Raw genomic sequence first — 20,201 nt, forward strand, 5'->3', positions numbered from 1 at the left:
AGATCCCCTTCGTGGCCTTGGAGATCGGGAACGGCCCAGGAGATCGGAAACGGTCTAGGCCGTCTCGCCTTCCAGGAGGCCGTCGGCGTCGATGATGCGATAGGCGTAGCCCTGTTCGGCGAGGAAGCGCTGGCGGTGGGCGGCGAAGTCCTGGTCGATGGTGTCGCGGGCGACGACGGAGTAGAAGCGGGCCTCGTGACCGTCGGCCTTGGGGCGCAGGACGCGGCCGAGGCGCTGGGCCTCCTCCTGGCGGGAGCCGAAGGTGCCGGAGACCTGGATGGCGACGGTGGCCTCGGGGAGGTCGATGGAGAAGTTGGCGACCTTGGAGACGACCAGGACGGAGATCTCGCCGTTGCGGAAGGCGCCGAAGAGCTTCTCGCGCTGGGCGTTGGTGGTCTCGCCCTTGATGACGGGGGCGTTGAGGTGCTCGCCCAACTCGTCGAGCTGGTCGATGTACTGGCCGATGACGAGGGTCTGCTGCCCCTTGTGCTGGGCGACCAGGGCCTCGGTGACGCGCCGCTTGGTGGCGGTCGTGGCGCAGTAGCGGTACTTCTCCTCGGGCTCGGCGGTCGCGTAGGCGAGCCGCTCGGAGTCGGTGAGGTTGACGCGGACCTCGACGCAGTCGGCGGGCGCGATGTAGCCCTGCGCCTCGATCTCCTTCCAGGGCGCGTCGAACCGCTTCGGGCCGATGAGGGAGAAGACGTCGGACTCGCGGCCGTCCTCGCGCACCAGCGTCGCGGTCAGGCCGAGCCGCCGCCGGGCCTGGAGGTCGGCGGTGAACTTGAAGACCGGCGCGGGCAGCAGGTGCACCTCGTCGTAGAGGATCAGACCCCAGTCGCGGGAGTCGAACAGCTCCAGGTGCGCGTAGACGCCCTTCCGCTTGGTCGTCAGCACCTGGTACGTGGCGATGGTGACCGGCCGGATCTCCTTGCGGGTGCCGCTGTACTCGCCGATCTCCTCCTCGGTCAGCGACGTCCGCTTGATCAGCTCGCTCTTCCACTGCCGCGCCGAGACGGTGTTCGTCACCAGGATCAGCGTGGTCGCCTTGGCCTCGGCCATCGCGCCCGCGCCGACCAGCGTCTTGCCCGCGCCGCAGGGCAGCACGACGACACCGGACCCGCCGTGCCAGAAGTTCTCCACGGCCTGCCGTTGGTACGGCCGCAGCGCCCAGCCGGTCTCGTCCAGCTCGATCGGGTGCGCCTCGCCGTCCACGTAACCGGCGAAGTCCTCGGCGGGCCAGCCGAGCTTGAGCAGCACCTGCTTGATCTGGCCGCGCTCGGAGGGGTGCACCAGCACCGTGTCCGGGTCGATCCGGGCGCCCACCAGCGGCTGGATCTTCTTCGAGCGCAGGATCTCCTCGAGGACCGGGCGGTCGGTGCTGGTCAGCACCAGGCCGTGGGTGGGGTGCTTGCTCAGCCGCAGCCGCCCGTAGCGGTCCATGGTCTCGGCCACGTCGACCAGCAGCGCGTGCGGCACCGGATAGCGCGAGTACTCGACCAGCGCGTCCACCACCTGCTCGGCGTCGTGGCCCGCCGCCCGCGCGTTCCACAGGCCGAGCGGGGTCAGCCGGTAGGTGTGGATGTGCTCGGGGGCGCGCTCCAGCTCCGCGAAGGGCGCGATCGCGCGGCGGCAGGCGTCCGCCTGCTCGTGATCGACCTCCAGGAGGAGCGTTTTGTCGCTCTGCACGATGAGACAGGACACGCATTACCTCCGCTGACGGGACCGAACAGAGAATTGTACTGCGAATGGCGGTCAAGACCGCGTGTCGCGGTTCACCCCGATGGCGGCCAACCCTGCGCGCAACCGTTCGCCATCCGAGCGAAGCTGCGCCGATCGCGTACGTGGCGACCGGCGCGTCGCACCCGACCTGCTGTTATCTGCCCGCTATGGACAACCCACTGTCTCCTCCCCCCGCGCTTCCCCCCGCAGACCCGCGTGAGCGGGGGAAGCTGCGGGCCGTAGCGGCCTCCACAGCCGTCGTCGGCGCCGCGGTCATGGCCGCGGCCGGGCTGCTGCTCCCCGGTTCGGCGGCCGGCGCGGCCCCGAGCCCGGCGGACGGGCCCTCGTACAGCGATACGGGATGGTCGTCCGCCCCCGACACCGGGTGGCCGTCGCCCAGCGAGAGCACGTCGTGCCCGCCGACGACCCCGCCGTACTCGTCACCTCCCACGACGCCTCCGACCTCGCCTCCCACGTCCCCGCCCACCACGCCGCCGACGACGGGCTGGACGACGCCTCCGACGACCCCGCCGACCACGCCGCCCACCTCGCCTCCGACCACGCCCCCCACGACCCCGCCCACGACGGGCTGGACGACGCCGCCCACCTCGCCGCCCACCTCGCCTCCGACCACGCCTCCCACGACGCCCCCGACGTCCCCGCCGACCACGCCCCCCACCTCACCTCCGACGACACCCCCCACGACGCCCCCCACCACTCCGCCCACGACGGGCTGGACGACGCCCCCGACCTCCCCGCCCACGTCTCCTCCGACCTCGCCCCCCGGACACCTCCCGCACACCGGTGCGGAGACCGAGTGGCTGGCCGTCGCGGCGGCCGGAGCGCTGGGAGCGGGCGGGCTGCTCGTCGCGGCGACGCGCCGCAGGGGCCGCCACGGCTGAAGTCCCCTGCCGCCCAAGGAGATCGGCCGTCCGAGTCGTCGTGTGCGGACGGCGTACGGCGGCCGGTCGCGGGTATGCGCCGCCATGACGGTGCCTATCCGAGGGGGGCAAGGGTTCATGGCGGTGAGGATGGCGCTGTTCCGCACGGCGCCGAAGGAACCGAAGGACGGGCCGAAGGCGAAGGCGCCGAAGGCCACGGCGGACCCGGCCCCCACGGCGAAGTCCGCGGCCAAGCCCGCACGCACCCCCGTACGCAAGGCCGCCCAGCCGCGTACCAACGCCCAGGCCAGGACCCGTCAGAAGGCACCGGCGAAAGCACCCGCGAAGACGGCACCGACGGCACGGACGACGGCTCGGGACACGGCGCCCGCCCGGACCTGGCCCTGGACGAAGGCCGCGCCCCCGGCCGCCGAGGCCGGTCCGAAGGCGACCCCGCAGCCCGAGCCGAGGCCCACGCTGAAGTCCAGGTTCGGGCCGAAGCCCAAGGCCGCGCCCGTCGTGGAGCCCGAGCCGGTCGAGGAGCCGTACGTCCCCCTGCTGCAACGCCGTTCGTGGGGCGCGACGCTCGCCCGCGTGGTGGTGCTCGCGGCGGCGATCGTCGGGATGGTGGCCTTCGCGGTGGCGCTGGCGAAGGTCACGCTGGTGCCGTCACCGGCGTCCGTCTCGCTGATCCACTCCAATCTGCATCCGGGCCACTCGATCAGGGCCTACCTCAACGGGCCGAGCACGCGCGACGCGGTGAAGCAGATCGGCGGGAACATCCTGCTCGGCGTGCCCTTCGGAATCCTGCTGCCGATGCTGTTCCCGAAGGCGCGCGGCCTGCTCAGGGTGGGCGTGCTGACCGGTCTGGTGATGCTGACGGTGGAGACCACCCAGGGCGTCATCATCGTGGGCCGGTCCTTCGACATCGACGACGTCATCCTCAACACCGCGGGCGCCCTCATCGGCTACCTGCTGCTGGGCCTGCGCCTCGGCCGCGCCCTCTACCCGCGCCGCCACCACTGGTGGCAGCGCAGGCGCCCGGACAGCGGACCGCGCCAGGACGGGCGCCGCGACGGACGCCGGGACGTCCGGCGGGGCCTGCGGCAGGAAGGGATCGCGCGGCCGGAAGGGACCGTGCGGGCGCGCGTCAGGCCGGGTCGTCGGCCAGCTCCGAAACGCCCGTGACCCGGTGCAGCGCGAAGGTGCGCACCTCGTCCACGGTGTGGTCGTACGCCGTCACATAGCCGCCCTCGACCCGTACCGGCGCGATCACCCGCTGACTCGCCGCGCCGTCCGCGTTGACGTAACCGATCCACAGCGACTCGCCGCTCAGCACCGCCGCCTGCATGGTGGCGAGCGTGTCGGCGGCTGGCGTACGGGGCAGGCCGCCGTCCGCGCTCCCGGCGGCGGTCGAGGACACCGCGGAGTCCGGCGAGCGGCGCACGGCGGTCGAGGCGCGGTCGCCCGCGCGGACCGCCTTCACCGCGGCCCCCAGCAGCGCCTCCGCGGGCACCGGCGGCCCGTCCGTGACGGGCGTGGGCGGCGTACGCGGCGGGGTGCGGCGGGCGTCGGCGCGGGTGATCAGCACATCGCCGTCCGCGGACTCGGCGGCCGGCGCCAGACCCATCGCGCGCAATTTGTCGAGCAGCACGGCCGGTTCGGACTGGGCCGCGAGCACCGTCGGCGCCAGGCGGCGCAGCCCGAGGCCCGACGCACGCCGGTCGGCGAGCAGTTCGGTCAGCAGCGCGTCGTCGTCGCAGCGCAGATACGCCGACGCGGCCCCCACTCGCAGCGTGCCGTGCCTGCGCGCCACGTCGTCGATCAGGTAACTCAGCGGCTGCGGCACCGGCGTGCGCGAGTGCGAGGTCAGGAAGTCCTGGAGCTCCGCCGCCGTGCGCCCGGCGTCCAGGGCGCGCCGTACCGACTCCGGTGTGAAGCGGTAGACCGTCGCGCCGCCCTTGGACTCGATGTCGGCCAGCACCCCGAGCGTCTCGGCGAGCGGCGCCATCAGCGGCCCCGGCGCGACCGCCGTCAGGTCGGCCTGGAGCAGTACGTGGTCCAGCGGCTCGGGCAGCAGCGGCGCGAGCAGCCCGGCCGCGGCACCGGCCGCCGCGGCGGACTCCGCCGCCGTGCGGGTCCCCGCGCCGCCCAGCAGCGGCCTGGCGTGCGCGGCGAGCGCCCCGCGCCCGGTCAGGCCCAGATTCTCGGCGTCCTGGAGCGTCCAGCGCAGCAGGTCGGCGCGGAGCGCGTCCGCGCCGGGCCGCAAGGGCCGTTCCCAGCGCAGCCGGGCCAGCAGTTCGTCGGGGGCCGCCGCCGAGCCCGGCGGCAGATCGGCGAGGACGCGCAGCGCGCGGCGGCGCACCCGGGGCGCGAGCGACCGGTCGAGGTCGGGGCCGAGCGCCGACAGCGCGCGGCCCTTGGCGTCCTTGCTGCCGACGACGCCCGGCGTCCGCGTCGCCGTCAGCCAGGCGGCGGCCAGCGTCGCCCACCGCTCCTGCGCGGGCAGCAGCAGCCACTCGTCGGCCGCGGGCGTCGGCGCGTACGCCTCGTCCAGCTCGCCGTCCGTCGCGATCAGCCCGGCCGCGTAGGCCAGCTCCAGCCAGAAGGCGGCCTGCGCCTCGGTCAGGTCGAGCGCGGTCGCGGTCCGCTTGAGGTCGCGGACGCTGATGCCGCCCGCGCGCAGGACCGAAGGACCGCCGGTCTGCCACTCCTTCAGCAGCTCGCCGACCGTGCTGACGGCCGTGAACGCCTGCCCCGCCGCCGTCATGTCCACGGTCCGCTCGGTACGCGGCACCGGCGCGACGGCGGGCGGCAGCGGCTCCGGCGTACGGTGCGCCCGGCCGCCGCGCAGGCTCAGCGCGGCCTCGCGCGGCAGCAGCACATTGTGCTGGCCCGCGGGCAGCAGCAGGCCGCGGGCGAGCAGCCACTGCACGGGCGTCACCGCGTCCGCGGCCCGCACCGGCACGGTCGCGTCCCGTACCTCGCCGTACGGCGGCCCCCACACCAGCCGGTCGAGCACCTTGCGCGCGTCCCCGTCCGGCGCGGTGTCCAGCAGCGCCGCCGTGCGGTCGCGGTCCGCGAAGAGTCCGGCCAGCGCGGTGACCGCGCTCATCGGGTCGTGCGTCGGATCGAGCCCGGCGTCCGCCAGGATCTCCTGGAGCCGGGAGGGCGACATGCCCGAGGTCGCCTCGCTCACCGAGGGCCCGAGGCCGGTCGCGGACGGCACGGTGGCGGCGGGCGCCAGCACGTCCCGCGCGGTGCGCACCAGCCGCAGCCGGTCGTCGGGACCCCACAGCAGCGCCCGCGCCCGCAGGACGTCCACGGCGCGCGGCAGCGCGGCGGTCACCGCGGCCACCAGCTCCGCGTCCAGCGGCTCCGCGTGGCCGGTGCCCTCGGGGCCGCCCGTCATCAGCGTGAGCAGCGTCCCGTACGAGCACGGGTCCCGCGTCACCGACAGGGCCTCGGCGACCTGCTGCGTGAAGCGGTCCAGGTGCTCCAGCGCGCGGACCACCGACGTACGGGTGGAGGCGCGGGTCGCGAGCTGCGTCAGGTCGTTCGGTACGGGGCTCAGCAGGTCCGGCCGGGCGCGCAGCAGCCGCCCCAGCGCCTCGTCGTCACGTGCGCGCAGGTCCTCCGCGAGCGTGCGCGGGACAGATCCTTGCCCTCCGGTCGTCATCCGTTCCACATTAGCCCCCCTCGTCGCGGCGGCCATGGACGGCGGCCGTGGATGAGGACAGCGGTGACGGCGGACGGGTACGGTCGGTGCAGGGTCGGACACGGGCGCGGACAAAGGGGCTTGGCGGTGGGTGTCGAGAGCGACCAGATGGTGTTCGACTACCTCAGCCGGATCGGCGACCTCGCGCAGACCGCGCTGCCCGCCTCCCAGCGCATGCGGCTGGTCGCGCAGCTCCGCACCGACATCGACCGGGAGCGCAAGGACAGCGACAACCCGGCGACCGTCCGCCGCATCCTGGGCCGGATCGGCAGCCCGGACGCCGTCGTGGAGGCCGCGGCAGGCGGCTCCGGCGACGCCTCGTCCGGCGCCGCCGCCCCCGAGGTCCCGGCCCCGCCCTCGTCCCCGTCCGCGCCCGCCGGGGGCTCCTACGGCCCGTACGGCGTGCCGTCGATGCGGAAGACGGCGGGCAGGGACGGTACGGAGAAGGCCGACGGCGGCAAGGGCGGCGGCGGCAGGGGCGGCGGCGGGGGCGCGGGAAAGAAGGACGACTGGTGGGACCGGGACGAGCGCCGCGACGGTCACCTCAGGGCCGGTGACGAACTCACGGGCTTGCCCGGTATGACCGGCGGCGTCTTCATCCCCTTCGACGACGAGGATCTGGACGACGACGGTGACACCCGGGCCAGGGTCAGGCCCGGGGCGCCGCGTGCGCCGGTCGAGGAAGAGGCCGAGGAGGAGGCCGAGTACGAGGAGGAGGTCGCCGCCCGTCCGCGCCGCCGCTGGCTGCCGCGCCGCCGCGCCGCCCGTACCGTCACCTGGGGCAGCCCGCTGCTCCTGCTCGCCGCCGCCCTTCTCGTCGCGGGCGCCGTCATCGGCTCCTGGATTCCCCTCGGCCTCGGCTGGCTCGCCGGTTATCTCTCCCGCCAACTCACCCGCCGCCAGGCCAAATTCGGCATCCTCGGGATTCCCGGGGCCGCCGCCCTCGGGCTCGTCGTCTGGGTCTGGGGGCGCGACACCGGCAAATGGGGCGATCCCATCGCCCAGGGGCAGATGGGCCACGCCTTCCAGGACGCCTATCCCTTCGCGGTCCGCGTCGCCGCCGTTGGCTCCGCCCTCTACCTGATCCTCCGCGCCCGCCGCCGCGCCTAGGGCTCCGCCCCGGTACGCCCCCCTCGCGAAGGCGGGTCCTCCCCGGGGCGCGGCCCCGATCGCCCCCTTTGCGCCGGGCGGCGGCCCGATCTTTCAGGGGCGCGGCCCCAGGCGGTCCTTTTCCGCTGGGCGGCGGGCCGATCTTCTAGGGGCGCGGCCCCAGGCGGTCCCTTTGCGCTGGGCGGCGGGCCGATCTTTTAGGGGCGCGGGGAACTGCGCGCTCAGCCACGATGCTCCCGCAGGTCACCACCGGCCCCAGAGGGGCAATTCGATGGAGTCCCGACCACCGGCCGGTGGGGGCTGGTCGCGCAGTTCCCCGCGCCCCTTTGGGGCGGACCGCACCTGCGGAAGGTGACCGTTCGGGCCGGGGGCCCCGAAATCGGGTTGACCCGGCAGGGGAGAATGGAGGGCGTGACCAGCGACCTCAGCCCCGTACCGCCCCGGCCCACCCTCACGGTGGGCTTTGACCTCGACATGACCCTCATCGACTCCCGCCCGGGGATCAAGGCCGTGTACGACCGGCTCTCGGCGGAAACCGGCGTGTGGATCGACTCGGAGCTGGCGGTCACGCGGCTGGGCCCGCCGCTGGACGACGAGCTGGCGAACTGGTTCCCCGCGGAGCGCGTGGCCGAGATCGGCGATCTGTACCGGGCGCTGTATCCGGACCACGCCATCGCGCCGACGCCCGCGATGCGCGGTGCGGCGGAGGCGGTCGCGGCGGTGCGGGCGGGCGGCGGGCGGCCCGTGGTGGTGACGGCGAAGTACGGGCCCAACGCGGAACTGCACCTGGCGCACGTCGGGATCGAGGCCGAGGTGCGCGGCTGGCTGTGGGCGGAGCAGAAGGCGCAGGCGCTGATCGAGTACGGCGCGAGCGTGTACGTCGGCGACCACGTCGGGGACGTGCGCGGCGCGCGGAAGGCGGGCGCGCTGTCGGTGGCGGTGGCCACGGGCCCGTGCGACGCGGCGGAGCTGCGGGCGGCCGGAGCCGATGTCGTCCTGGACGATCTCACCGAATTTCCGGCCTGGTTCGCGGCCCACACGTCCGCGGCTGCCTGAGCGCGCCGGGGACGGCGCAAGCCGCCGCCGGCTTCGGCGGGAGAGCCCGGCGGCCGGTTCAGGAACCGGCCGCGCCCCGCTCCCGTGAGGTCTGCCGCTGCGCGAGGGCGGACCGCAGCAGCCCGCACAGCGCCACCGCCATACCCACGCCCATCAGCATGGACACGAAATACGCGGGCGTCGGCAGCGTATGCGTGCCCAGCAACAGCGGCGCGACGGTGACAAGAGTGCCGACCGCGCCCACGAGGAAGACGATCGCGCCGACACGGACCAGGAGGTCACCGGCGCCCATGGTTTGTTTGCTCACCGGACAAGGGTAGATCCGTTCAGGGGGCGGTCGAACGGCCGGGGAACGGGACCTTGGCGTCTTGTCACACAGCACCAGGCCATTAGCCTTGGTGCCAGCGGGTCTCCGATGGACCCGCTGAAGTCTTATTCAGAGTCGTTTCGAGCAATGAGGACGAGGTCGGACGTGCCTACCGGCAAAGTCAAGTGGTTCAACAGCGAGAAGGGCTTCGGCTTTCTCTCCCGCGATGACGGCGGCGACGTCTTCGTGCACTCGTCGGTGCTGCCTGACGGAGTCGCTGCGCTCAAGCCCGGCCAGCGCGTGGAATTCGGCGTCGTCGCAGGACAGCGCGGTGATCAGGCGCTTTCGGTGACACTTCTGGATCCCGCTCCTTCGGTGGCGGCGGCACAGCGCCGTAAACCCGATGAGCTGCTGCCGATCGTCCAGGACCTCACCACGCTGCTCGAAGACGTCGCGCGTTCCCTCCAGCGCGGCCGGTATCCCGACAAGGCGCACGGACACAAGATCGCTTCCGTACTGCGCGTTGTCGCCGATCAGCTCGACGTATGAGTCCGCTATGACCTAGGGAAGTCGACCGTTTTTAGCGCCGCTTTGCCGGAAGCCCGCCTTCCGGTAAAGCGGCGAAGTGCCGAAGTACGCAAGTGCCGAAGTGCGCAAGTGCGCAACGGGCACGGTGAATTCCGGCCACCCGACGAAAATCTCGGTCAGAATGCGAGCGCGTCGGGGGCGAGCGGCGGCACCAGTCCCTCGGCGGCGGCCCGCGTCAACAGTCCGCGTACGGCGGCGTATCCGTCCTCGCCGAGATCGGCGGTGAACTCGTTGACGTACAGCCCGATGTGCTGGTCCGCGACCGCGGGGTCCATCTCCTGCGAGTTCTCCAGCACGTAGTCGCGCGACGGCTCCGGGTCGTCCCACGCCATCCGCACCGACGTACGGGCCGACTCGGCGAGCGCGTGCAGCCGCTCCTTGCCGAGCGAGCGCTTGGCGATGATCGCGCCCAGCGGGATCGGCAGCCCGGTCGTCGCCTCCCAGTGCTCACCCATGTCCGCGAGCTTGTGCAGGCCGTAGTTCCGGTACGTGAAGCGCGCCTCGTGGATCACCAGACCGGCGTCCACCCGGCCGTCCCGTACCGCGGGCATGATCTCGTGGAACGGCAGCACCACGATCGCCCCGACCCCGCCCGGCACCTCGGTCGCCGCCCAGAGCCGGAACAGCAGATACGCCGTCGACCGCTCGCTGGGCACCGCGACCGTCTTGCCCGCCAGGTCCGCGCCAGGCTCCCGGGTCAGCACCAGCGGCCCGCAGCCGCGCCCCAGCGCCCCGCCGCACGGCAGCAGCGCGTACTCGTCCAGCACCCACGGCAGCACCGCGTACGACACCTTCAGCACGTCGAACTCGCCGCGCTCGGCCATCCCGTTGGTGATGTCGATGTCCGCGAAGGTCACGTCGAGCGGCGGCGCCTGCGGCACCAGGCCGTGCGCCCACGCGTGGAAGACGAAGGTGTCGTTGGGACAGGGGGAGTACGCGATCCGCAGCGCGGCGTCGTGCGGCGCCCCGGCCGGGCCCGTGTTCGCGGTGTCAGTCGTCATGTGTGGCTTCAACCTCCAAGGCGGCCGGGAGCTTCCCGAACGCCACCGTCAGGGCCGCCAGCGCGTCGCCGATCCGCCACGCCTCGCGGTCACGGGGGCCGACGGCGTTCGACACCGCGCGGATCTCCAGCATCGGCACGTCGTGCGCCGCGGCGGCCTCCGCCACCCCGAAGCCCTCCATCGCCTCCGCGACGGCGCCCGGGTGACGGCCGCTCAGCTCCGCGGCCCGCTCCCCGCTGCCGGTGACCGTGCTCACGGTCAGCAGCGGGCCGTACGCCGCGCCCAGCGCCCGCGCCACGCCCCGGCTCAGCCGCGCGGGCGGCCGGTGCTCAGAGGTGCCGAAACCCAGCTCCACGACCGGTACGAAGCCCTCGTCGGTCTGCGCGCCCAGGTCCGCCGCCACGACCGTCTCCGCGACCGTCACATGGCCCACGGGCGCGACCGGCGCGAAACCGCCCGCGATCCCGGCGCAGACCACCAGGCCGTACGGAGCGCCCGCTGCCTCGGCCAGCGCCAGCGCGGTCGCGGTGCCCGCCGCCGCTGCCGCCGGACCCACACCGGCGGCGATCACGTCCGCCGTCACGGCGGTGGGCGGTGGCGCCGCGCTCAGCCCGGCCTCGACGGCCGCGCGTTCGGCGTCCACCGCGGTCACGACGAGGAGCCTGCCGTAAGGCGCGGGCGCGGGACCGGGTTCCGGGCCGGGCGCGGGACCGGCGGCGCGGTCGGGTGTCACTTGCCGCGGACGAGCTTGATCTTCCAGATGCCGTACGTCTTGCGGCCCGTCAGGTCGCCGGACTCCACGATGTTCAAGGTGACTTCCTTGACCTGCGTGGACTGGCCGGTCTGCTGGTCCTGCACGGTGAACAGGGTGCCGCTGTCGAGCGTCCAGTACGTCTGGTTCTTGAGCAGTTCCTGCGTGACGAGCTGGGTGCCGTTGGCGAGCAGCCAGCCCTTCTTCGCCAGCTTCGGGTCGACGCCGATGCGTACCTGGTCGCCCAGGCCGACCGTGAGGTGGTGCTTGGGGGCGGCCGTCAGACACGCCTCGAAGATCGCCTGGGGGAGCAGCTTGCCGTGGGCGTAGCACTTGTCCACGGCTTCCGCGGTCACGGACCGGGTGCCCACGGTCACGGTTGCCAGGGGGGTCGGCTTGTCGCAGGCGGTCAGGGCGACGAGCCCGAGGGAGACGGCACCGATGGTGGTGGCAGCGCGGCGAATGCTCATGGCAGGAGGCTACCGGGCTGTTGCCCCCAGGCTGCGCGGGGGTGGGACGTGTCCCGCGACGGCCCGGCGATCACCGCCGCCGTACACCCGTACCGGTTACGGCCGGACCTCCGCCGCGTACGCCAGAGCCCGTACCGCGTACGGCCGGTGTCCTTACGCCACCCGTGCCGACGCCGTGTTGCCGCCGCGCCGCGCCGAGCCGAACAGGCCGCGTACCGACACCACGAACGCCACCAGCACCAGACAGGCCGCGACCGACATGCCGAGCTGGCCGTTGAGCGGGAGCACTATGCCCAGGCCGCCGCCGACCACCCAGGAGAGCTGGAGGGCGGTCTCGGAGCGGGCGAAGGCGGAGGTGCGCACCAACTCCGGCACGTCGCGCTGGATCAGCGCGTCCAGGGACAGCTTCGCCAGGGCCTGCGAGATGCCCGCGACGGCCGCCGCGGCGGCGACGGTGACCAGCCCGTACCAGGTGGCCGCGGCGATCGTCGCCGTCAGCGAGCAGATCAGGACGCTGCCGATGATGATCTCGGGGCCGCGCGCCTTCAGCCACGCGCCGAGCGCCGTGCCCAGCGCGTTGCCCGCGCCGGCGGAGACGACCACGACGCCCAGGGAGGTCGCCGCGGTGAGGCCGCCCAGCGGATGCTCGCGCAGCATGAACGCCAGGAACATCGTCAGGAAGCCGGACAGCGAGCGCAGCCCCGCGTTGCCCTGGAGGGCGTGCAGCACCGAGGAGCCGACGCCCAGCAGGCTCGGCCGCTTGCCCGGAATCCCCGACGGCTCCGGCGGCGCCTCCTCGTCGGCCGACAGCCGGACCTTGCCCTCGCCGCGCGAGGAGTCGACCTTCGAGGGCAGCGACATCGACAGCAGCGCGCCGACGATGAAGATCACGAAGGCGCCGTAGAGCGGCCACTGCGGGCCGAAGGCGTGCAGCCCCGCGCCGACCGGCGCGGCGATGGCCGTCGCGAGCAGACCCGCCAGCGTCACCCGTGAATTGGCCTTCACGAGTGTCGTTCTGTCCGGCAGAAGCCGTGGCACCACCGCGCTTCGCACCACGCCGTACGCCTTCGACGCCACCAGGACGCCCAGCGCCATCGGATACAGGCCGAGGCCCGCGGTGCTGATCACCCCGGCCATCGTCCAGGCCAGCACGCCGCGCGCCATCATCGCCATCGCTATGGCCGCCCGGCGGCCGTGCTGGAGCCGGTCGAGCAGCGGACCGATCACCGGGGCCAGGAGCGCGAACGGCGCCATCGTCACGAGCAGGTAGAGCGCGACCCGGCCGCGGGCCTGTCCGGTCGGGACCGAGAAGAACACCGAACTCGCGAGCGCGATCGTGATCAACATGTCGCCCGCCGAGTTCACGGCGTGCAGTTCGATCAGCTTCGCCAGCCCCGACTCGCCCGCGCCGCCCGCGTGTGTCGTACGCCTGATACGACGGCGCAAGGCACCGCCGGACCGCCCCACGCCGTTAGCGAGGGCGCGTCCGGCCCTGCGCACGGGCCCTGGGCCCGCAGTCACCGTTCGTGCCACGACAGCAATCCTGCCCCAATCGGAAGACCACGCACCCCCTCCTTTGCGCACGTGGTGCGCACAGGTAGCGTGCGATCGCGCAGAATGGGTGACAACAGGTGCGCCCGAAGACGCTCGGGCAGGGCCACGAAGGCAGAAAACCAAGGCGTCGAAGCGGTCCGCAGGTCCGCTCCGCCCCGGTTTTCCGCGTCGGGTCCGTCGCGTCGCGGCGCACACGTGAGACGGCGTAGAGAGAGAAACGATTTCTGTGAGTGCTGCGATGCGAAGCCGTACCCCTGACCGCCTGTGCGCCGAGGCGGTCGATGTCGCGCTGGCTGTGACGGAGGAGGCGGCGGGGCCGCAGTCCGTCGGCGAGCACCTCGGCGTCGTCGCCGAGGGGGACCGCGTCGTCACCCACTACTTCGCCTGTAAAGAGCCCGCCTACCGCGGCTGGCGCTGGGCCACCACCCTCACGCGGGCCTCCCGCGCCAAGGTCGTGACCATCGACGAGACGGTGCTTCTGCCGGGCGACGACGCGATTCTCGCGCCCGAATGGGTGCCGTGGAGCGAGCGGCTGCGGCCCGGCGACATGGGCCCCGGCGACCTGCTGCCCACCGAGGCCGACGACCTGCGCCTGGAGCCGGGGTGGACCGGCGAGGACGACGAGCGCTTCCCGGGCTTCCCCGACGGGTCGGCCGACGCCCCGGACGGCTCCGCGGGTCCCGAGAGCGCCGCGGACTCCTCCGACGCCGACTTCGTGGTGCCCACGCCCGCGACGATCACCGCGGTCGCCGCCGAGATCGGCATGGGACGGCCGCGGGTGCTCTCCCGCTACGGTCTGCACGCCGCCGCCGACCGCTGGGAGGAGCAGTTCGGCGCCAAGACGCCCATGGCCCAGGCCGCGCCCGCCAACTGCGTGAGCTGCGGCTTCCTCGTCGCGATCAAGGGCTCCCTCAGCCAGGCGTTCGGGATCTGCGCCAACGAGTTCTCGCCCGCCGACGGCCGCCTGGTCTCCCTGTCCTACGGCTGCGGCGGCCACTCCGAGGCCGCCGTGATGCCCAAGACCCCCACCCCGCCGCCGATGGTCCTGGACGACATGGAGGAGACCGAGCAGGTCTCCCTGCACCCCGGCCGCGTGTCCCCGGCGGACGACGACGCCGCCGCGGCGGACGGGCCGGGCCGCTCGTAGCCGCGGTACCCCCGGCCGGCGGGCCGGGGGCGGCGGTGAACCCCGTGCGGGCGACCGCGCCGCGCGGGCGCGGCGCCATTGGCGGTACGGTCGCCCCGACAGGGGCCCGGCCGCGGGCCGCAGCAACAACCGGAGGGCCACGTGAGCCGCGCAGGGACCCGACCGACGGTCGTCACGGAAGCCACCAGCGACCCCTTCGGCACCGCCGCGCTCCGCGCGGGCGTGACCACCGCCTGGTCCGCGTCGGCCGCCCGCTTCCGTGAGGACGCGAACGCCGAGGAGGACCTGGCCCTCGGCGGCTACCGCGACCGCCTCGTCGTGGAACTGGCCCAGAACGCCGCCGACGCGGCGGTACGGGCCGGTGTCCCCGGCCGCCTGCGGCTGACCCTCCACGGGGCCGGTGAGGGCGATGACGACCCCGCCCTGCTGGCCGCCGCCAACACCGGCGCCCCGCTCGACGCCGCCGCCGTCGAGTCGCTGTCCACGCTCCGCGCCTCCGCCAAGCGCGACGACGGCCCGGCCGCCGTCGGCCGCTTCGGCGTCGGCTTCGCGGCGGTGCTGGCCGTCAGCGACGAACCGGCCGTGGTGGGCCGCACCGGCGGCGTCCGCTGGTCGCTGGCCGAGGCCCGCGCGCTGGCCGCCGAAGTCCCCGGCCTGACCGATGAGTTGCGGCGCCGCGACGGCCATGTCCCGCTGCTGCGCCTGCCGTTCCCCGCGGAGGGCCGCGCGCCCGACACGTACGACACCGTCGTGCTGCTGCCGCTGCGCGACGGCGCCGCGGGCGACCTCGCGGCCCGGCTGCTGGCGGCCGTGGACGACGCGCTGCTGCTCGCGCTGCCGGGCCTGTCCGAGGTCGTGGTGGAAACCCCGGACGGGGTACGGACCCTGACCCGCCGTCAGACCGACGACGGCGACGTGGTCATCGAGGACAGCGACCGCGACGGCGCCGCCCGCTGGCGGGTGTCGTCCGCCTCCGGCGCCCTCACCCCCGACCTGCTGGCCGACCGCCCGGTCGAGGAACGGCTGCGCCCCGTCTGGTCGGTGACCTGGGCGGTCCCCGTGGACGAGGAGGGCGCCCCGGCCGCGCCCCGCACCGCGCCCGTCGTCCACGCGCCCACGCCCACCGACGAACCGCTCGGCCTGCCCGCGCTGCTGCTCGCCTCCTTCCCGCTCGACCCGACCCGCCGCCACGCCGCCCTCGGCCCGCTCACCGACTTCCTGCTGGCCCGCGCCGCCGAGTCGTACGTGGCGCTGCTGGCCGGCTGGCGGCCGGTCGGCACCGGCGTGGTCGACCTGGTGCCGGGACCGCTGGGCAAGGGCGAACTCGACGCCGAGCTGCGCCGCAGAATCCTCGCCGAGCTGCCCCGTACCGCCTTCCTGCCGCGCGCCGCCGAGCCGCGCCCCGACGACGGCCCCGACGGCCCCGAGGCGGCGCAGAAGGCCGCGGACGACGGCTCCTGGGACGGCGGCGGCCCGCTGGCCGGTGAGGCGCCCGCGCTGCGCCCGGTCGAGGCCGAGGTCGTGGAGGGCGCCACCGCGCAGGCCGTACGCGTCCTGGCCGAGGTGCTGCCGACGCTGGTCCCCTCCACGCTCGAACGGCGGCCCGCGCTGCGCCAGTTGGGCGTCGCCCGGCTGACCCTCGCCGACGCCGTGGACCGCCTCGCGGGCACCGAACGCCCCGCGGGCTGGTGGTGGCGCCTGTACGACGCGCTGGCCGGAACCGACGCCGACGTCCTCAGCGGCCTCCCGGTGCCGCTCGCCGACGGCCGTACGGTCGTCGGCCCGCGCCAGGTGCTGCTGCCGGTGCCGGGGGAGGGGGACGACGGCGACACGGGCGCGGTGGACCCCGCCGCGCTGGCCCGCCTCGGCCTGCGCGTCGCCCACGCCGACGCCGTGCACCCGCTGCTCGAAAAGCTCGGCGCGTCCCCCGCCACCCCGCGTGCCGTCCTGACCACCCCTCAGGTCAGGGCCGCCGTGGCCGCCTCGCTGGACGACGAGGGCGCCGCCTGGGACGACGAGAACGCCCTGGACACCGAGGAGTTGGCCGACACCGTCCTCGCTCTGGCCCGCGCGGCGGGGCTCGCGCCCGGCGAGGAGCCGTGGCTCGCCGCCCTCGCGCTGCCCGACGAGGAGGGCGAACTCGCCCCGGCCGGCGAGCTGGTCTTCCCCGGCAGCGCCTTGGAATCCGTCCTGCGCGAGGGCGAACTGGCCGCCGTGGACGCCGAGTTGGCCGAGCGCTGGGGCGAACAGCCGCTCGCCGCGGTCGGGGTGCTCGCCACCTTCGCGCTGGTCCGCGCCGCCGACGTCGTCCTCGACCCCGACGACCTCGAACCGCGCGACAGCGACTGGGCCGAGCCCGACGACATCGGCCTGCTCGACGCCGTCGACGTGTGGTGCGAGGACGTCCTGGACCGCCTCCCCGAGACCGACGTGCCGCCGGTCGCCACCGAGGTGATCGGCGTCCGCGACCTCGACCTGGTGGACGACGACGCCTGGCCGCAGGCGCTGGCGCTGCTCTCCCGCCCCCCGCTGCGCGACGCGATCACCGCGCCCGTACGCGTCCTGCTCCCCGACGGCACCACCGACTCCGTGCGCCCCTACGCCGCCTGGTGGCTCCGCGACCACCCCGTGCTCGACGGCCGCCGCCCGGTCGGCCTGCGCGCGGCGGGCGGCGACCCGCTGCTCGCCGGGCTCTACGACGAGGCCGCCACCGGCACGGCCGTGGACGAGCAGGTGCTGCGGGCGCTGGGCGTCCGCACCTCCGTACGCGCGCTGCTGGACGAACCGGGCGGGGCCGCCGAACTCCTCGCGCGGCTGGCCGACCCCGAGCGGCGGGTCACCCCCGCCCAGCTCCACCACCTCTACGCGGCGCTGGCCGAACTCGACCCCGAGCAGGTCACGCTCCCCGACGACCTGCGGGCCGTCGTGGACGGCGTGCCCCGCGTGGTCGACGCCGCCGACGCGTTGGTCGCCGACGCCCCCGACCTGCTGCCGCTCGCCGCGGGCCGCGCCCTGCTGCCCGTGCCGCCGCGGCTGGCCGCGGACCTCGCCGACCTCTTCCAGGTCCGCCGCCTCAGCGACGCCGTCGAGGCCCGTGTCGTCTCCGAGGGCGAGATCCACGACGTGCTGCCCGCCGTTCACGACCTGCTCCCCGGCGCCCCCGCCACGTACATCGAGCACGAGGAACTGCTCGTCACCGGGGACGTCGAACTCTCCTGGCGCTACGTCGACGGCACCCTGCACGCCTCCACGGTCGAGGGCGTGGCCGCGGGCCTGGCGTGGGCCACGGCCCACTGGCACCGCCGCTTCGAACTGGCCGCACTCCTCGAAGACCCCACCCGTACCGAGGAGTTGGCCATGAACCGCTGGTTCGACTGACGGACCCTCAGGCGTGGGGGCTCACGCCGTGTCGCGCCTGCGCACCCACCCCCACACCACTTCGAGCACCAGTCCGCCCGCCACCGCGATACCGACGGCCGTCCACGGCATCTGCGCGCCCACCAGCTTCAGCGCGAAGAAGGACTGGAGCCACGGGACGACCAGCACGATCAGGAAGCCGACGCCCATCGCCAGCACCAGCGCGATCCGCCACCAGGTGTAGGGCCTGGCCACGATCGCCAGCACCCACACCTCCAGCAGGAACAGCGTGAGCGTGGCCGCGCTGGTCTCGGCGTCCAGCGCCCCGCTGCCGGAGTAGTGGTGCCGGGCCAGCAGGTACGACAGCATCGCCGCGAGCCCGCAGATGATCCCCGCGGGGGTCGAGTACCGCATGACCCGCCGGACGAAATGCGGCTTGGCCCGCTCCTTGTTGGGTGCGAGCGCCAGGAAGAAGGCGGGCACGCCGATGGTGAGCGTGGACAGCAGCGTGAGGTGCCGCGGCAGGAAGGGGTACGGCACCTGCCAGCACACCACGAGCACCGCGAGCAGCACGGAGTAGACCGTCTTGGTGAGGAACAGCGTGGCGACCCGGGTGATGTTGCCGATCACCCGCCGGCCCTCGGCGACCACCGAAGGCAGCGTCGCGAAGCTGTTGTTGAGCAGCACGATCTGCGCGACCGCGCGGGTGGCCTCGGAACCCGACCCCATGGACACGCCGATGTCGGCGTCCTTGAGGGCGAGTACGTCGTTGACGCCGTCGCCGGTCATCGCCACGTTGTGCCCGCGGGACTGGAGGGCGCCGACCATGTCCCGCTTCTGCTGCGGCGTGACCCGCCCGAAGACGGCGCCGTCCTCCAGCACTTGCGCCATCTCGTCCTGGTCGGTGGGCAGTTGGCGGGCGTCCACCGGGGCGTCCGCGCCCGGCAGCCCGAGCTTGCCGGCGACCGCGCCGACCGACACCGCGTTGTCGCCGGAGATGACCTTGGTCTGCACATTCTGCTCGGCGAAGTACCGCAGCGTGTCCCCGGCGTCGGGCCGCAGCCGCTGTTCGAGGACGACCAGCGCGTACGGGGTGACGGTCTCGGCCACCCGCGGGTCGTCGAGCGGGCGGTCGGTGCGGGCCAGCAGCAGCACCCGCAGGCCCTCGTTGTTGAGCTGGTCGATCTCGGCGAGCGAGCCGTGCCCGGTGGGCAGCAGCACGTCGGGCGCGCCGAGCAGCCACGTACTGCTGGTGCCGTCGGGCTCGTTGAAGGCGGCGCCGCTGTACTTGCGGGCCGAGCTGAAGGGCAGCGCCTCGGTGCAGCGCCAACCGCCGTCCGCGGCGGTGTCCTTGGCGGCGCTGTCGTCCCGGTCGCCGACTTGGTCGCTGTCCTGGGCGCTGTCCTGGTCGCTGTCCTCGGAGCCTGCCTTGGAGCCGTCCTTCGAAGCGCTGCCGCCCGGCCGGGGGTAGGCGTCGATGATGGCCTGGAGGCTGGCGTTGGGGCGCGGGTCGGAGGCGCCGAGCGCGGACAGGACGCGGGCGACGTAGTCGCGGTCAGCGCCGTCCAGCGGGCGCAGGTCCGAGACGTCCATGCCGCCCTCGGTGAGGGTGCCGGTCTTGTCCAGGCAGACGATGTCCACCCGGGCCAGGCCCTCGATCGCGGGCAGTTCCTGGACCAGGCACTGCTTGCGGCCCAGCCGGATCACGCCGATCGCGAAGGCCACCGAGGTCAGCAGCACCAGGCCCTCCGGCACCATCGGCACGATGCCGCCGACCGTACGGCGGACGGCCTCGCTGCCGTCGTGGCTCTCCACCGTGAACTGGCTGATGATCAGGCCGACCGCGGTCGGCACCATCATCCACATCACGTACTTGAGGATCTGGCTGATGCCGTTGCGCAGCTCGGAGTTGACCAGCGTGAAGCGGGACGCCTCGTCGGCGAGCTGCGCCGCGTACGCCTCCCGGCCGACCTTGGTGGCGGTGAAGGCACCGCCGCCCGCCACCACGAAGCTGCCCGACATCGCCTGGTCCCCGGCGTGCTTGAGCACGGGGTCGGCCTCACCGGTCAGCAGCGACTCGTCGATCTCCAGGCCGTCGGCCTCCTCGATGACGCCGTCCACGACGACCTTGTCACCGGGGCCCAACTCGATGAGGTCGCCGAGGACGATCTCCGAGGTGTGGATCTCGGCCGACGCACCGTCACGGCGCACCGAGGGCTTGGACTCGCCGATCACGGCGAGGCTGTCCAGGGTCCGCTTGGCGCGCAGCTCCTGGATGATGCCGATCGCGGTGTTGGCGACGATCACGAAACCGAAGAGGCCGTCCTGGATCGGACCGACCACCAAAATGATCAGAAAAAGGAAGCCGATGATCGCGTTGAACCGGGTGAAGACATTCGCCCGGACGATCTCGGAAGTTGAGCGGGAGGAGCGTACCGGTACGTCATTGACCTCGCCGCGCGCGACGCGTTCCGCGACCTCGCCGCCGGTCAGTCCCGGTTTCCGGGTGACGACCTCCGTGTCCGTGCGTTCCGTCATGGGT

General features: G+C 73.9%; 14 protein-coding genes and 2 pseudogenes. 7 read left to right on the forward strand and 9 right to left on the reverse strand.

Translation table 11 applies throughout. The annotated features are described in order from the left end of the window. Nucleotides 1-54: 54 nt before the first annotated feature. Together ABZX65_RS12860 and ABZX65_RS12865 are read right to left on the reverse strand one after the other, a co-directional pair. Nucleotides 55-1,701: a DNA repair helicase XPB gene (locus tag ABZX65_RS12860; protein ID WP_355337392.1), complete on the reverse strand. Its 1,647-nt coding sequence runs from the start codon at nt 1,699-1,701 to the stop codon at nt 55-57. A 172-nt stretch (nt 1,702-1,873) separates the two neighbouring features. After that, nucleotides 1,874-2,389 carry a hypothetical protein gene (locus ABZX65_RS12865; protein WP_355338108.1) on the reverse strand — a complete coding sequence of 172 codons (516 nt, stop codon included), beginning with the start codon at nt 2,387-2,389 and terminating at the stop codon, nt 1,874-1,876. 112 nt (nt 2,390-2,501) lie between these two features. On the opposite strand from ABZX65_RS12865, the pseudogene ABZX65_RS12870 reads away from it, so the two are divergent. Together ABZX65_RS12870 and ABZX65_RS12875 are read left to right on the forward strand one after the other, a co-directional pair. Further along, nucleotides 2,502-2,621 (forward strand): annotated as a pseudogene (locus ABZX65_RS12870) (LPXTG cell wall anchor domain-containing protein); the annotation flags it as partial. 534 nt (nt 2,622-3,155) lie between these two features. Further along, nucleotides 3,156-3,617: pseudogene (locus tag ABZX65_RS12875) on the forward strand (VanZ family protein); the annotation flags it as partial. Between the two features lie 133 nt (nt 3,618-3,750). Here the strand turns inward: ABZX65_RS12875 and ABZX65_RS12880 are convergent. After that, nucleotides 3,751-6,279 carry a helicase C-terminal domain-containing protein gene (locus ABZX65_RS12880; protein WP_355337395.1) on the reverse strand — a complete coding sequence of 843 codons (2,529 nt, stop codon included), beginning with the start codon at nt 6,277-6,279 and terminating at the stop codon, nt 3,751-3,753. Between the two features lie 126 nt (nt 6,280-6,405). Between ABZX65_RS12880 and ABZX65_RS12885 the strand changes: the two genes are divergently transcribed. Continuing rightward, on the forward strand, nt 6,406-7,428 hold the full coding sequence (locus ABZX65_RS12885; RefSeq protein WP_355337398.1) for a hypothetical protein: 1,023 nt from the start codon (nt 6,406-6,408) through the stop codon (nt 7,426-7,428). Nucleotides 7,429-7,839: 411 nt separating this feature from the next. After that, the gene (locus ABZX65_RS12890; RefSeq protein WP_355337400.1) at nt 7,840-8,484 is read left to right on the forward strand and encodes a haloacid dehalogenase-like hydrolase; all 645 of its coding nucleotides are present in this window, start codon (nt 7,840-7,842) and stop codon (nt 8,482-8,484) included. A gap of 58 nt (nt 8,485-8,542) precedes the next feature. Here the strand turns inward: ABZX65_RS12890 and ABZX65_RS12895 are convergent, their stop codons facing one another. Next, entirely contained in the window at nt 8,543-8,791 is a 249-nt protein-coding gene (locus tag ABZX65_RS12895; RefSeq protein WP_355337403.1) for a hypothetical protein, read from the reverse strand. A gap of 165 nt (nt 8,792-8,956) precedes the next feature. Here ABZX65_RS12895 and ABZX65_RS12900 point away from each other — a divergent pair, with 165 nt between their 5' ends. Beyond that, nucleotides 8,957-9,340, forward strand: a complete 384-nt coding sequence (locus ABZX65_RS12900; protein ID WP_033173507.1) for a cold-shock protein — start codon at nt 8,957-8,959, stop codon at nt 9,338-9,340. Between the two features lie 155 nt (nt 9,341-9,495). Here the strand turns inward: ABZX65_RS12900 and ABZX65_RS12905 are convergent, their stop codons facing one another. The 4 genes from ABZX65_RS12905 to ABZX65_RS12920 all read right to left on the reverse strand — a co-directional run bounded on the left by ABZX65_RS12905 (nt 9,496) and on the right by ABZX65_RS12920 (nt 13,068). Then, nucleotides 9,496-10,380 (reverse strand): 1,4-dihydroxy-6-naphthoate synthase, encoded by an 885-nt coding sequence (locus ABZX65_RS12905; RefSeq protein WP_355337408.1) that lies wholly within the window; start codon nt 10,378-10,380, stop codon nt 9,496-9,498. Next, the gene (locus ABZX65_RS12910) at nt 10,370-11,032 is read right to left on the reverse strand and encodes a futalosine hydrolase (protein WP_355337411.1); all 663 of its coding nucleotides are present in this window, start codon (nt 11,030-11,032) and stop codon (nt 10,370-10,372) included. Before ABZX65_RS12910 ends, ABZX65_RS12905 begins: the two co-directional genes overlap by 11 nt. A 77-nt stretch (nt 11,033-11,109) precedes the next feature. Then, nucleotides 11,110-11,601, reverse strand: a complete 492-nt coding sequence (locus ABZX65_RS12915; protein WP_355337414.1) for a hypothetical protein — start codon at nt 11,599-11,601, stop codon at nt 11,110-11,112. Nucleotides 11,602-11,754: 153 nt separating this feature from the next. Next, nucleotides 11,755-13,068: an MFS transporter gene (locus tag ABZX65_RS12920; RefSeq protein WP_355338043.1), complete on the reverse strand. Its 1,314-nt coding sequence runs from the start codon at nt 13,066-13,068 to the stop codon at nt 11,755-11,757. Nucleotides 13,069-13,393: 325 nt separating this feature from the next. Between ABZX65_RS12920 and ABZX65_RS12925 the strand changes: the two genes are divergently transcribed. After that, entirely contained in the window at nt 13,394-14,302 is a 909-nt protein-coding gene (locus ABZX65_RS12925) for a DUF3027 domain-containing protein (RefSeq protein WP_355337417.1), read from the forward strand. A gap of 141 nt (nt 14,303-14,443) precedes the next feature. Further along, nucleotides 14,444-17,680 (forward strand): molecular chaperone Hsp90, encoded by a 3,237-nt coding sequence (locus ABZX65_RS12930; protein ID WP_355337420.1) that lies wholly within the window; start codon nt 14,444-14,446, stop codon nt 17,678-17,680. Nucleotides 17,681-17,701: 21 nt separating this feature from the next. Here ABZX65_RS12930 and ABZX65_RS12935 read toward each other — a convergent pair whose 3' ends face one another. Beyond that, on the reverse strand, nt 17,702-20,197 hold the full coding sequence (locus ABZX65_RS12935; protein WP_355337422.1) for an HAD-IC family P-type ATPase: 2,496 nt from the start codon (nt 20,195-20,197) through the stop codon (nt 17,702-17,704). Between the last annotated feature and the right edge of the window lie 4 nt (nt 20,198-20,201).

The sequence above is a fragment of the Streptomyces sp. NPDC003300 genome, from assembly GCF_040610915.1.
Lineage (GTDB): Bacteria > Actinomycetota > Actinomycetes > Streptomycetales > Streptomycetaceae > Actinacidiphila.